Raw genomic sequence first — 13,651 nt, forward strand, 5'->3', positions numbered from 1 at the left:
CTATTTATTCTTTTCTGATATTATTGTATTTATACGAGCAATATCTCTTTTTGCACTTTTAAACAAGTGATTCTTTTTTAATTGCCCTGTACCCTTCTGCATACGAAGAGAAAATAACTGTTGCAATAACTCTATTTTCGCTTCTTGCAATTGGTCAATACTTTTACCTCTATAATCTTTTAAAGTATCTTTTCTTTTCATTACATCACCTGCTTTTCAACAAAAGTTGTCTGCACTGGCATCTTAGCAGCTGCTCTAGCAAAAGCTTCACGCGCTAATTCTTCTTTTACACCAGTGATCTCATATAGTACACGACCCGGCTGAATTTGAGCAACCCAATATTCAACAGAACCTTTACCTTTACCCATACGAACTTCAAGAGGTTTTTGTGTAATTGGCTTATCTGGGAAGATTCTAATCCAAACTTTACCACCACGCTTAATATGACGAGTAATAGCTCTTCTTCCTGCTTCTATTTGTCTAGCAGTAACTCTACCTCTAGATGTCGCCTGTAGACCAAACTCACCAAAGCTTACTTTATTACCTCTGTGAGCCAAGCCTCTATTACGCATCTTCTGCTGTTTACGAAACTTTGTACGCTTAGGCTGTAGCATTATTTAGCTCCTTTTTTATTATTTTTCTGATTCAATTGACCAGGAAGAACTTCACCCTTATAGATCCAAACTTTAACGCCTATGATACCATAAGTCGTCAACGCTTGAGCTGTAGAATAATCCACATCCGCTCTAAAAGTTTGTAGAGGAACTCTACCATCTCTAGCCCACTCAGAACGAGCAATCTCAGCACCGCCTAAACGACCACTAACCATAATCTTGATACCTTTAGCACCTGATTTCATAGCAGCTTGCATAGCCTTTTTCATAGCTCTTCTGAACATTACTCTTTTTTCTAATTGCTGAGCTACACTATCAGCAACTAATTTAGCATCAATCTCTGGCTTACGCACTTCTTCAATATTAATCTGAACAGGTATACCCATTAACTTATTAACATCAGAACGTAATTTTTCAACATCTTCGCCCTTCTTACCAATCACGATACCAGGTCTTGCTGTATGTATTGTGATTTTAGCATTTTGAGCAGGTCTCTCAATTTGAATCTTACTAACTGCTGCTGATGCAAGTTTTTTATGCAAAAACTCTCTAACCTTAATATCTTCATTAAGCTTAGTAGCGTAGTCAGAAGAGTCAGCATACCACGTTGAATTATGCTCTTTTACTATGCCTAATCGAATTCCATTAGGATTTACTTTTTGACCCATTTTTACTACACCTCTTAATTTTTCTCAGCAACTTTCACAGTGATATGCGAAGTTCTTTTTAAAATACGATTTCCACGACCTTTTGCTCTAGCTTCAAAACGCTTCATAGTGGGACCCTCATCTACAAATACAGTTGAAACAAACAATGAGTCAACATCCATACCATCATTATGCTCTGCATTAGCGATAGCTGAATTTAAAACATCTTTAATTAGCACTGCTGCTTTCTTATTACTAAAAGTCAAAAGATTAATAGCTTGCTCTACAGGTAAGCCCCTGACTTGGTCTGCTACTAGTCTTGCCTTTTGAGCTGAGATTCTAGCATTTTTTAATTTAGCTTGTACTTCCATGTGTATAACCCCAACTATTTCTTCTTAGCTTTTTTATCAGCTGCATGACCACGGTAGTTACGAGTTACAGCAAACTCACCTAACTTATGACCTACCATTTCTTCAGTCATAAGAACTGGCACATGCTGTTGACCGTTATGTACAGCTATAGTTAAACCTATCATATCCGGCACAATCAATGATCTTCTCGACCACGTTTTGATTGGCTTTTTAGAATTACTTTCTTGCGCTTCAAAAACCTTCTTTAAAAGATGATGATCTACAAAAGGTCCTTTTTTTAATGAACGAGGCACAACCTTCTCCCTAATTACTTACGTTTTTGAACAATCAACTTATTAGAACGCTTATTTTTACGCGTCTTATAACCTTTAGTAGGCACACCCCATGGAGACACAGGATGTCTACCACCTGAAGTACGACCTTCACCACCACCATGCGGGTGATCTACTGGGTTCATCGCAACACCTCTTACAGTAGGTCTTACGCCTCTCCAGCGCTTCGCACCAGCCTTACCTAAAGATTTTAAGTTGTGCTCAGAATTTGATACCACACCAATAACAGCTCTACAATCAAGAAGCACTCTTCTCATCTCACCTGATCTTAAACGAATAATTGCATAAGCATTATCTTTACCAACCAACTGAGCGAAAGTACCAGCACTTCTGATCATTTGCGCACCTTTCATAGGCTTCATTTCGATATTATGAATAACTGTACCAAGAGGGATATTTCTCAATGGCATACAGTTACCTACAGCAACATCTACTTTTTCACCAGAAACTATCGACATATCTTTCTTTAAACCTTTAGGAGCGACGATATATCTTCTTTCACCATCAGCATAAAGTACTAAAGCAATATTTGCGCTACGGTTAGGATCGTACTCGATTCTCTCAACCTTAGCTACGATATTATCTTTGTTTCTTTTAAAGTCCACAACACGGTAATGCTGCTTATGTCCGCCACCTTGATGACGAACTGTAATTCTACCAGTATTGTTTCTACCAGCCTTACTCTTCTTAGCTTCTACCAAACCCTTAAACGGCTTACCTGTGTGTAATTCTGTATTCTTTACGCTCACTACGTGGCGACGGCCAGGTGAAGTAGGTTTAGCTTTTTTTATTTCAATCATGATTACAAACCTTCTCTAAGTTACTCTGCACCAACAAAATTGATGTCATGTCCTTCAGCAAGCTTTACATAAGCCTTTTTCCAAGCCTTTGTTCTACCCTCAACACGACCAAATCTACGAGCTTTACCTTTAACATTAAGGATATTCACAGATTCAACTTTAACCTCAAAAAGCTTCTCTACAGCACTTTTCACATCTTGCTTAGTCGCAGTTCTTGCTACTTCGAACACTATAGTAGAGTTAGCATCTGAAAGACCATAAGTCTTATCAGAAACGTGAGGTCTAACAACTGTCTTTAATAATTTTTCTTGAGAACTCATACTAGTTTCTCCTCTACTTCTTTAATAGCTTGCTTAGTGAATACAACATTTTCAAAGCAAACTAAAGAAACTGGATTAATTTCCACAGAATCACATACTGCAACATTCTTAAGGTTTCTAGAAGATAAGTATAAATTTTCATTAAACTCTTCCACACCAACAACAAAAAGAACATCTTTAACACCTAAAGAATCAACAATTGTCTTGAATTCTTTTGTCTTAGGAGTATCTAACTTCAACTGCTCAACAACAGTCATTCTGTCAGATCTAACCAATTCAGATAGTATTGATTTAACAGCACCTGAATACATTTTACGATTTACTTTTTGCTTATAGCTCTTAGGCTTAGCTGCAAATGTAACACCACCCTTTCTGAAAATAGGTGAACGGATCGTACCCGCTCTCGCTCTACCTGTACCTTTCTGTCTCCAAGGCTTAGCTCCACCACCAGATACTTCTGATCTAGTCTTCTGAGCTTTAGTACCTTGACGAGCGCCTGCCATATAAGCAACAACAACCTGATGAATTAGGGCTTCATTATAGTCAGCTGCAAATATACCATCTGCAACACCCACTACACCAGCCTCTGCACCAGCTAAAGATTTTATATTTAAGTCCACAACAACTCTCCGGTATAATTAATATTTATCTACTAACTTTTAACAGCTGGAGTAACGATAATATCTCCACCAACTGAACCCGGAATACCACCTTTCAAAAGTAATAAACCATTTTCCGCGTCCACTCTCACAACTTCAAGTGACTGAATAGTAACGTTTTCGCTACCTAAGTGACCAGCCATCTTTTTGTTTTTGAATACTCTACCTGGAGTCTGGTTTTGACCAGTAGAACCATGAACTCTATGAGAAAGAGAGTTACCGTGAGTAGCATCTTGAGTAGCAAAGTTGTGACGCTTAACACCACCTGCAAAACCCTTACCTTTAGATACACCTCTGACATCCACTTTCTGACCTGCTTCGAAAATAGTAGCATCAATAGATGCACCAACTTCGTACTCAGAAGCATTATCAATAGCAAACTCCCACAAACCTCTGCCCGGCTCAACACCAGCTTTCGCATAATGACCTGCAGCAGGCTTGTTTACATTAGAACGCTTTTTAAAACCAGTAGTTACTTGAATAGCATTATAACCATCCGTCTCAGCAGTTTTAACTTGAGTAACCTTGTTTGACTCAACTTGAACAACTGTAACAGGAATAGAAACACCATCTTCAGTAAATATACGAGTCATACCACATTTGCGACCAACTAATCCTAAAGACATTATTATATCCTCTATTATTATTATATTAACTCTGCAATTACGATTGACTGCAGAGACCTAACCAATACTATTTTCTGGAATTTCCAAAAAAGTATCGTATATATTAGCTTAAACTGATCTGAACATCAACACCTGATGCTAAATCAAGCTTCATTAGAGCATCTACAGTTTTATCCGTAGGTTCAACAATATCAATCAATCTCTTGTGAGTTCTGATCTCATATTGATCTCTTGCTTTTTTGTTTACGTGCGGAGAAATAAGAATTGTAAATTTCTCTTTACGAACTGGTAAAGGGATTGGTCCCTTTACTTGAGCCCCTGTTTTCTTAGCTGTATCAACAATTTCTTGAGTAGAAATATCGATAAGCTTATGATCAAAGGCTTTTAATCTAATTCTAATACGTTGATTATTTATAGCCATTTTAATTATATCCTTTTATTATGAGTTACGTGATTTGATTATTTCATCAGCAATATTATTTGGCACTTCAGAGTACTTCTTAAACTCCATAGAGAATGATGCTCTACCTTGGCTCATAGAACGCACATTCGTGGCATAACCAAACATTTCTGAAAGAGGAACTAGAGCATTAATAACTCTTCCGCTTGGGTTTTCGTCCATCCCTTCGATAATACCTCTTCTTCTGTTAAGGTCACCCATAACATCACCTAAATAATCTTCAGGAGTCACAACCTCAACCTTCATGATTGGCTCAAGTATACAAGCATTTGCTTTCTTAGCACCCTCTTTAAGGGCCATTGAAGCAGCAATCTTAAACGCCATCTCAGATGAGTCAACATCATGGTAAGAACCATCAAACAATGTAGCCTTAACACCAATCATAGGATAACCAGCTAACACACCATTTTGCATCTGCTCTTCGATACCTTTAGCAACTGAACTAATATACTCTTTTGGTACCACACCACCAACAATCTCGTCAACAAACTCAAAAGTTTTCTCTTCACCAGCATCGTTAGTCTCAACAGCCAATGGTTCAAACTTGACAACAACATGACCGTATTGACCTCTACCACCAGACTGACGAACAAACTTACTATCTTGATCCACAGTTCCACGGATAGTTTCTCTGTAAGCAACCTGAGGGTTACCAACATTTGCCTCAACCTTGAATTCACGCTTCATACGATCAACAATAATATCTAAATGAAGCTCACCCATACCAGAGATAATTGTTTGACCAGACTCTTCATCTGTCTTAACTCTGAAAGATGGATCTTCCGCAGCTAGTTTACCTAACGCAATAGACATCTTCTCTTGATCAGCCTTAGTCTTAGGCTCAACAGCAACAGAAATTACTGGCTCAGGGAATTCCATTCTTTCCAAAATTACTGGCTTATCAAGATCACAAAGAGTGTCACCAGTAGTAACATCTTTAAGACCAATACAAGCAGCAATATCACCAGCTCGTACTTCTTTAATCTCTTCACGTTTATTTGAGTGCATCTGTACAATACGACCGACACGCTCTTTCTTACCTTTTACAGGGTTATATACAGCATCACCAGACTTAAGCACACCCGAATAAACACGTATAAATGTTAGGTTACCAACAAACGGGTCTGTAGCAAGCTTAAACGCAAGAGCTGCAAATGGCTCTTCATCAGATGAAGGACGAGAAGCTGGCTCACCATCCTCTGTCTCACATTTGATAGCAGCAACTTGGTTAGGAGCTGGCAAGTATTCAATAACACCATCAAGTACAGCTTGAACACCCTTGTTCTTAAACGCAGATCCACAGAATGCCAATACGATTTCGTTAGCTAACACTCTAGTGCGAAGACCTTGTTTAATCTCATCTTCAGAAAGCTCGCCTTCTTCAAGGTATTTTTCCATAAGCTCTTCAGAAGCTTCTGCAGCAGCCTCAATCATCTCCATACGAAGTTCTTCAGCCCTATCTTGAAGCTCAGCCGGAATATCGACAAGATCATAAGTTAGACCCATGTCTTCTTCATTCCACATGATGGCCTTCATCTTCATAAGATCAACAACACCTTTGAAATCTTCTTCAGCACCAATATTTAACTGAACCGGAACAACATTTGCTTTTAAACGCGTTCTAATCTGGCCACACACTCTTTCAAAGTCAGCACCAGATCTATCCATTTTATTTACAAATACGATTCTTGGTACACCATACTTATTAGCTTGACGCCATACCGTCTCTGACTGAGGCTCAACACCAGATGAACCACAGAAGACAACTACCGCACCATCTAGTACACGTAGTGAACGCTCTACCTCAATAGTAAAGTCAACGTGACCCGGAGTGTCAATAATATTTATACGATGCTCTGGAAACTGCTGATCCATACCAGACCAAAAAGTTGTAGTAGCAGCAGAGGTAATTGTAATACCTCTTTCTTGCTCTTGCTCCATCCAATCCATAGTGGCAGCACCATCATGCACCTCACCAATCTTATGAGAAAGACCAGTATAGAATAGAATACGCTCTGTAGTAGTTGTTTTACCTGCGTCAACGTGAGCGCAGATACCAATATTTCTATATTTTTCTAAAGCTGTTTTACGAGGCATTTTCTATTCTCCTATTACCATCTAAAGTGAGCAAATGCTTTGTTAGCTTCAGCCATCTTATGAGTATCTTCTCTCTTCTTGACAGCAGCACCTCTACCTTCTACAGCCTCTAGAATTTCCGCAGCAACTCTATCACCCATAGTATTTTCTTTTCTCTTACGAGCAGCATCAATTATCCATCTCATACCTAGAGTTTGACGACGCTCTGGTCTAACCTCTACAGGAACCTGATATGTAGCACCACCAACGCGACGAGACTTAACTTCCACCATTGGACTAACACTTTCTAAAGCATTCTCAAACACTTCCACCTCATTAGCGGATGCATCTTTAGCTTTAATTTTATCAAATGCACCATACACAATCTTTTCTGCTACAGACTTCTTACCATCTAGCATAATATGGTTCACAAACTTAGCAACAACCTGACTCTTAAACTTAGGATCAGGTAGAATATCTCTTTTAGGAGCTCTATTTCTTCTAGACATTTTTACACCTTCTTCAAATGTTAAACTTTAAACACAAATTAAGACTTAGGACGCTTAGTACCATACTTTGAACGACCGTGCTTACGATTATTAACACCTGAAGTATCTAAAGCACCCCTAACAATGTGGTAACGCACACCTGGTAAATCTTTAACCCTACCACCTCTGATAAGCACAACACTATGCTCTTGTAGGTTATGACCTTCACCACCAATGTAGCTTGTTACCTCAAATCCGCTCGTTAATCTTACACGAGCTACTTTTCTAAGTGCTGAGTTAGGCTTCTTAGGAGTTGTAGTATACACCCTAGTACACACACCTCTTCTTTGTGGACACGCCTTTAACGCAGGAACCTTAGACTTAACAACCGATCTCTTGCGAGGGTTGTTCACCAACTGATTAATAGTTGCCATTAGTTATTATTCTCCGTTTTTTATCAGTTTTGTTTTAAATTGATTTCAAATGCCTCACAAGGATATGATCCCTGCAAAAATAGCATTAGACAGACATAATAACAAAAAAGCAAAAGAAAGAAAAGAAAAAGTATTATTTATCAGAGTTGCCAAAAACAGACTTAAACGCAACATAAAGATAGTTACACATAGAGTAAACCGTAAGAATTACCGCAACATAAAGCATTAAAAAACCTAATAAGATAAACCAAGTATTAAAGCTAGCATAATCCAAAGAGTGCCTAAAATCTATCGCAGGCTTAATCAAAAATATAAATAAAGCCGCCATCTGGGCTGTTGTTTTGATCTTACCCCAAACACCTACCTTAACGACACTACGCTGACCAAGCTCAGCCATCCACTCACGCAGTGCTGATACCAAAATCTCTCGACATATCATAATAATTGCTGGAATTGTTGCCCACCAATAAGGATACATTTCAATAAAAAGACATAATGCAGTAGCCACTATCAACTTATCAGCAACAGGATCCAAAAAAGCACCTAATTTACTCGTTTGCTCCCACTTACGCGCTAGATAGCCATCCAACCAGTCAGTAGCTGCCCCAAGCAAAAATAAAGTAGCTGTAATACCATGATGATGAGGAAAGTCAAAATAATAACAAATTACAATAAAAGGTATTAGAAACAAACGTCCAAAAGTTAGAATATTTGGAATATTAAAAAACATAAATCAAACTCCAGTGTGACCAAACCCACCAGCCGCCCTGACTGTCTGCTGGGAAAAGTCTTCTACAACATCAAACTTTGCTTGAACCACGGGAACAATAACAAGCTGAGCAAATCTCATCAGAGGCTCTATCTCTATAACTTCCTGAGAACGGTTAAAACAAGAAACCATCAATTCACCTTGATAATCAGAATCAATAAGGCCTGTACCGTTACCCAATACCAAACCCTTTTTGTGCCCCAAACCTGATCTAGGTAAAATCATAGCTGCATAGCCTGAGTTTGCGATATTAATTGCAATACCAGTACCAACAAGTTTACACTCCCGAGGATTCAAAAACTCTTTTTGAGATATGCAAGCCCTAAGGTCAACTGCGGCCGAACCTTCTGTACCATATTCAGGCACCTCTTTGACAATGTCTTTATTTAAAATTTTTAGCTCTATATTCAAATCAGCTCTCCTACACAACAAATACACCTGCCGGGTAACCCAATGTAACAAAAATAGGCAGAGCAGGCATATAGCCATCCAACCTATCAAGCACACCACCATGACCAGGCAAAATATTACCACTATCCTTTACACCAGCAATTCGCTTCATCATACTCTCAAAAACATCTCCAACCACTGACAAAGCAGCAACCACAGCCGAAATAACAACCATAAATACATATTCAAAAATGCTCAAATCCATAAATAAAAGAAATATAACCGCAATAACTACCGCACAAGCCATACCACCCAAAAGGCCTTCAATAGTTTTATTTGGGCTCAAGCGAGGAAGCATTTTACGCTTACCCATTGCTTTACCTGTAAAATAAGCTCCACTATCAGCCCCAGCCACAACTAAAATAAACATAAATATCCAAGCAATTGAATTGGTGTGCAACACATATAATGAAGCAGCAAATGGCGAAATCGCAAAAACACCAAGTATTAACATTTCATTGGTAGACAATGCATCAAACTTCTGGCGCTCATAACCACTAAGCCTATAAATCGCATACAGCCAAAATATTGGAAAAACATACTGAATATAAACAAAAAACTCAGAAACAACAAACAAGATTATCATAAATATCACAAGATAATTAACCGTCTCTTGCTGACTAATCTTTGTGAACTTTAGCCACTCATATGCCGAAAGCATTGCAACCAAAAAGACACCAACACCAAAAAGATAGTCACTTGCATACACAAGCCCCGCAAAAACAAAAATTACTAACAATACTCCTGTTATTATCCTTTCTTTCATACATCCCTCTTATCAAGTTGTTCACCACTCTTACCAAATCTTCTCTGGCGTGAGTTAAAATATTCTTCTGCCTTCTGAAATTCAAACTTAGTAAACTCAGGCCACATAACATCAGTAAAATACATTTCAGCATACGACAGCTGCCACAACATAAAATCACTCAACCTAACCTCACCACTAGTACGAATAAGTAAATCAACCGGCATCTCGCCAGCGATCGTATAACTAGCAAAATTTTCTTCTGTCACATCACTCAAACGCATCTTACCATTACTTACATCTTCAAAGATAGATTTCATAGCAGTAACAATATCCCATCTTCCAGCATAATCAACTGCCAACCTAAGCTGCAACCCAGTATTGTCTTTTGTAACAGACTCACCATACTCTATCATACGTACAAGTTTGTCTGGCAACCTAGATCGATCACCAATAACTTTAAGAACAATATTATTTTTATGTAGTTTTGGAGTCTTATCCTTGAGAGTCTTATAGAAAAGATCCATCAAATCAGAAACTTCTTTAGCAGGCCTAAGCCAATTATCTCTACCAAAAGCAAAGAGAGTCAGCATCTGAATATTACGCTCAGCACAATACTCTATAGAAGCATCTACACTAGATATAGAATTTCTATGACCAAATATTCTTGGCTTTAGCTTACTTTTAGCCCAACGCCCATTACCATCCATAATTATAGCAACATGCTTAAGAGCATTTTCCTTAGCCAAGGTCATGACAAATACTTATATAAATATTTAAACTACGTAAATAATAAGAAAGAATAGAGTGAAATACAAGTTTTATTAAGAAATCTAATAATTAGACAGCCATTAAATCTTGCTCTTTTTTAACCGCTAACGCATCAGCTTGAGCAATCATTTTATCTGTAATTTTTTGAATATTATCTTCTGCTCTCTTAGCTTCATCTTCTGTTATTTCTTTTTCTTTAAGAAGCTCTTTAATGTCACTATTAGCATCACGACGAATATTTCTAATAGAAATCCTACCACTTTCTGTTTCAGACTTAACAAGCTTAACCATTTCTTTTCTACGCTCTTCATTAAGAGCAGGCATCGGAACTCTCAAACTATCACCAAGGTTGGTTGGGTTAAGACCAAGATCAGAAGTCATAATAGCCTTCTCAATTTGTCCAGAAAGACCTTTCTCCCATGGAGTAATACCCAACGTTCTTGCGTCAAGCACTGTAACATTTGCCACCTGAGTAATCGGTGTGGCAGAGCCATAATAGTCTATAGTTACATGAGCCAAAATATCAGGATGAGCACGACCCGTTCTGATTTTAGCCAAATCATCGGCTAAAACCTCTAAAGACTTAGTCATTCTGCTTTCAGCATCTTTTAGAATTTCGTTTATCATAAAAACAATCCTTTTTAAAAATCAATTAGTCTAAAGTAACCCACGTACCATGTTTTGAATCAGCAACAGCATCAATCAAAGCATTTGGCTGAGTCAGATCAAAAACATATATTGGAATACCAAAATCCCTGCATTGAGTAAATGCACCCAAATCCATAACATTCAACTCTTTACTAACGACCTCTGAGAAAGTTACTTTTTCAAAGCGCTTAGCATCTGAATGCTTATTAGGATCCTTATCATACACACCATCAACAGTTGTGGCTTTCAACAAAGCATCTGCACCAACCTCGACCGCTCTCAAACTAGCCGTAGTATCTGTAGTCACAAATGGGTTACCAGTACCACCAGCAAATATCAAAACCTTACCCTTCGCAAGCTCCTGATTGAATTCATGTGCACTAGCCACCTTTAACAAACCATCGACACCTTTTGCTGAAAAAGCTTCGGCATCGACACCTTCGCTAATAAGCATATCACGCAAAGCTAAAGCGTTGATCATGGTAGCAATCATACCCATAGAATCAGCGGTAGCTCTTCTGATTTTATTACCAAAATTAGCTCTGCCACCACGCAGGATATTACCACCACCAACAACTATTGCTAGCTCAATACCCGCGTTAACAAGAGTTTTGATTTGATTTATGATAGGGGCAGCAGATTCAACATTTATACCAAAACTTTGATCTGCCGATAAAGATTCTCCACTTAACTTAAGAAGGACCCTCTTAAGCTTTGGAGCATTTTGAGAACATTCTAACGAATCATTAGACATATATTAACCTTTGATTTGGCTCATCACCTCTGCCGCGAAGTCTTCTTCTTTCTTCTCGATACCTTCACCAACATCTAGACGAATAAAGCTAACTACTTTAGCTCCCTTGTCTTTAACAAGCTTTTCAACTTTGATGCTAGGATCTTTCACGAAATCTTGACCAGTTAAGCTAACTTCACCAGTGAACTTCTTCATACGACCCACAACCATCTTTTCAGCGATTTCTTTAGGTTTACCAGACTGCATAGCAATCTCTACTTGAATAGCTTGCTCTTTTTCTACAACATCCGCTGGAACATCACTTGGATTAACATACTGAGGATTAGCAGCTGCAACATGCATAGCGATATCTTTAGCAAGCTCATCGTCACCACCTTCTAAAGCAGCAACAACACCGATTCTACCACCATGAATATAAGCACCTAAATTACCAGCTTCGATAGTTTTAACTCTACGAACCTGAATATTCTCACCAATCTTAGCAATTAAAGATTTACGAGCTTCTTCAACTGTTTCACCAGACTCAGTTTTAGCAGCTAAAACTTCTTCGATAGTTGTAGCTTTTGAAGCATGAGCAGCTTTCACAGCGTTTTGAGCAAACGCTTTGAAAGTATCATCTCTAGCAACGAAATCTGTCTCTGAGTTGATTTCAAGTAGAACAGCTCTACCATCAGCAGCATAAACTTCGATAACACCTTCAGCCGCCACACGAGAAGCCTTCTTGTCAGCTTTCGCCTGTCCAGAAATTCTCATTTCTTCAGCAGCTTTTTCAATATCACCAGCAGCAGCAACTAGAGCTTTTTTACACTCCATCATACCAGCACCAGTTCTTTCTCTAAGTTCTTTCACTAATTTAGCAGAAATATTTGACATTGTTTTATCCTTGTTTGTTTCTTATGCTTCTGTAGTTTCTTCAGCTTTTGCTTCTACTGCTCTATCTAAACCTTGTGCATCGATAACAGCATCTGCAAATTTTGCCATATAGAAAGATATTGATTTAACAGCATCATCATTACCGGGGATGATGTAATCAATACCTTCAGGGTTTGAGTTAGTATCTACGATAGATACAACTTTGATACCTAATTTTTGAGCTTCTTGAATAGCGATATGCTCTTTGTTACTATCAATAACAACGATAGCATCAGGTAAGCCACCCATCTCTTTGATTCCACCAAGAACTTTTTCTAACTTCTCGATAGTTCTGATATTTTGAAGCATTTCTTTCTTAGTTAATGAATCTAAAGTACCATCTTCTTTCATCTTTTCTAACTGAGCAAGTCTTTTGATAGATTGTCTAACAGTCTTATAGTTAGTCAACATACCACCTAGCCATCTATGACTCACAAATGGCATACCACATCTTTTAGCTTCTGCTTCTATGATATCTTGTGCTTGTCTTTTTGTACCAACAAAAAGAACCTTACCGCCATTAGCTACAGTTTTACCAACAAAGTTAACTGCATCTTGGAAAAGAGGAACTGTTTTCTCAAGGTTAATAATATGTACACCATGGTTAATACCGAAGATGTATTCTTTCATTTGAGGGTTCCAGAAAGCTTTTTTGTGTCCAAAGTGAACACCAGCAGATAACATTTCTTTCATTAAAGACATTTTGATTTTCCTTATTTGGGTTATATCTAGTATCTTAGTCACGCCAAATATCGAAACCGACACCCTTTGACAT

At 38.2% G+C, this 13,651-nt stretch carries 21 protein-coding genes; all 21 read right to left on the reverse strand.

Translation table 11 applies throughout. The features are described from left to right. Positions 1–201, reverse strand: a complete 201-nt coding sequence (gene rpmC / locus F0R75_RS07680; protein ID WP_003017801.1) for a 50S ribosomal protein L29 — start codon at positions 199–201, stop codon at positions 1–3. Continuing rightward, a complete protein-coding gene (gene rplP / locus F0R75_RS07685; protein WP_013922024.1) occupies positions 201–614 on the reverse strand; it encodes a 50S ribosomal protein L16 in 414 nt (137 codons plus the stop codon). Before rplP ends, rpmC begins: the two co-directional genes overlap by 1 nt. Beyond that, entirely contained in the window at positions 614–1,282 is a 669-nt protein-coding gene (rpsC, locus tag F0R75_RS07690) for a 30S ribosomal protein S3 (RefSeq protein ID WP_013922023.1), read from the reverse strand. Before rpsC ends, rplP begins: the two co-directional genes overlap by 1 nt. A 14-nt stretch (positions 1,283–1,296) precedes the next feature. Next, the gene (gene rplV, locus F0R75_RS07695; protein WP_013922022.1) at positions 1,297–1,632 is read right to left on the reverse strand and encodes a 50S ribosomal protein L22; all 336 of its coding nucleotides are present in this window, start codon (positions 1,630–1,632) and stop codon (positions 1,297–1,299) included. 14 nt (positions 1,633–1,646) lie between these two features. Further along, on the reverse strand, positions 1,647–1,925 hold the full coding sequence (gene rpsS, locus F0R75_RS07700; RefSeq protein WP_004286613.1) for a 30S ribosomal protein S19: 279 nt from the start codon (positions 1,923–1,925) through the stop codon (positions 1,647–1,649). A 14-nt stretch (positions 1,926–1,939) separates the two neighbouring features. Continuing rightward, complete coding sequence (gene rplB, locus F0R75_RS07705; RefSeq protein ID WP_149369145.1) at positions 1,940–2,764, reverse strand: 50S ribosomal protein L2; 825 nt, start codon at positions 2,762–2,764, stop codon at positions 1,940–1,942. 20 nt (positions 2,765–2,784) lie between these two features. Further along, complete coding sequence (rplW, locus tag F0R75_RS07710) at positions 2,785–3,084, reverse strand: 50S ribosomal protein L23 (RefSeq protein ID WP_013922020.1); 300 nt, start codon at positions 3,082–3,084, stop codon at positions 2,785–2,787. Then, the gene (gene rplD, locus F0R75_RS07715; RefSeq protein WP_146421724.1) at positions 3,081–3,704 is read right to left on the reverse strand and encodes a 50S ribosomal protein L4; all 624 of its coding nucleotides are present in this window, start codon (positions 3,702–3,704) and stop codon (positions 3,081–3,083) included. The genes rplW and rplD overlap by 4 nt, the downstream gene beginning before the upstream one ends. Positions 3,705–3,736: 32 nt before the next feature. Then, positions 3,737–4,369 (reverse strand): 50S ribosomal protein L3, encoded by a 633-nt coding sequence (gene rplC, locus F0R75_RS07720; protein WP_013922018.1) that lies wholly within the window; start codon positions 4,367–4,369, stop codon positions 3,737–3,739. Between the two features lie 103 nt (positions 4,370–4,472). Further along, positions 4,473–4,790, reverse strand: a complete 318-nt coding sequence (gene rpsJ / locus F0R75_RS07725) for a 30S ribosomal protein S10 (protein WP_004286618.1) — start codon at positions 4,788–4,790, stop codon at positions 4,473–4,475. An 18-nt stretch (positions 4,791–4,808) separates the two neighbouring features. Further along, positions 4,809–6,926 (reverse strand): elongation factor G, encoded by a 2,118-nt coding sequence (gene fusA / locus F0R75_RS07730; RefSeq protein ID WP_013922017.1) that lies wholly within the window; start codon positions 6,924–6,926, stop codon positions 4,809–4,811. Positions 6,927–6,940: 14 nt separating this feature from the next. Further along, complete coding sequence (rpsG, locus tag F0R75_RS07735; RefSeq protein ID WP_013922016.1) at positions 6,941–7,414, reverse strand: 30S ribosomal protein S7; 474 nt, start codon at positions 7,412–7,414, stop codon at positions 6,941–6,943. Positions 7,415–7,452: 38 nt separating this feature from the next. Then, on the reverse strand, positions 7,453–7,827 hold the full coding sequence (rpsL, locus tag F0R75_RS07740; RefSeq protein ID WP_003035357.1) for a 30S ribosomal protein S12: 375 nt from the start codon (positions 7,825–7,827) through the stop codon (positions 7,453–7,455). A 133-nt stretch (positions 7,828–7,960) separates the two neighbouring features. Continuing rightward, positions 7,961–8,557, reverse strand: coding sequence for a CDP-diacylglycerol--glycerol-3-phosphate 3-phosphatidyltransferase (gene pgsA / locus F0R75_RS07745; protein WP_013922015.1), 597 nt, complete (start codon positions 8,555–8,557; stop codon positions 7,961–7,963). A 3-nt stretch (positions 8,558–8,560) separates the two neighbouring features. After that, on the reverse strand, positions 8,561–9,007 hold the full coding sequence (gene dut / locus F0R75_RS07750) for a dUTP diphosphatase (protein ID WP_149369144.1): 447 nt from the start codon (positions 9,005–9,007) through the stop codon (positions 8,561–8,563). Positions 9,008–9,017: 10 nt separating this feature from the next. Then, positions 9,018–9,812, reverse strand: coding sequence for a phosphatidate cytidylyltransferase (locus F0R75_RS07755; RefSeq protein WP_149369143.1), 795 nt, complete (start codon positions 9,810–9,812; stop codon positions 9,018–9,020). Then, positions 9,809–10,546 (reverse strand): polyprenyl diphosphate synthase, encoded by a 738-nt coding sequence (gene uppS / locus F0R75_RS07760; protein WP_013922012.1) that lies wholly within the window; start codon positions 10,544–10,546, stop codon positions 9,809–9,811. The genes F0R75_RS07755 and uppS overlap by 4 nt, the downstream gene beginning before the upstream one ends. 85 nt (positions 10,547–10,631) lie before the next feature. After that, entirely contained in the window at positions 10,632–11,189 is a 558-nt protein-coding gene (frr, locus tag F0R75_RS07765; RefSeq protein WP_149369142.1) for a ribosome recycling factor, read from the reverse strand. 25 nt (positions 11,190–11,214) lie between these two features. Beyond that, positions 11,215–11,964, reverse strand: coding sequence for a UMP kinase (gene pyrH, locus F0R75_RS07770; RefSeq protein WP_146421721.1), 750 nt, complete (start codon positions 11,962–11,964; stop codon positions 11,215–11,217). 3 nt (positions 11,965–11,967) lie between these two features. Then, complete coding sequence (tsf, locus tag F0R75_RS07775) at positions 11,968–12,837, reverse strand: translation elongation factor Ts (protein ID WP_149369141.1); 870 nt, start codon at positions 12,835–12,837, stop codon at positions 11,968–11,970. Between the two features lie 21 nt (positions 12,838–12,858). Further along, positions 12,859–13,578 (reverse strand): 30S ribosomal protein S2, encoded by a 720-nt coding sequence (gene rpsB, locus F0R75_RS07780; protein ID WP_013922008.1) that lies wholly within the window; start codon positions 13,576–13,578, stop codon positions 12,859–12,861. Between the last annotated feature and the right edge of the window lie 73 nt (positions 13,579–13,651).

The sequence above is a fragment of the Francisella marina genome (genome assembly GCF_008369785.1).
In the GTDB taxonomy this organism is placed as follows: domain Bacteria; phylum Pseudomonadota; class Gammaproteobacteria; order Francisellales; family Francisellaceae; genus Francisella; species Francisella salimarina.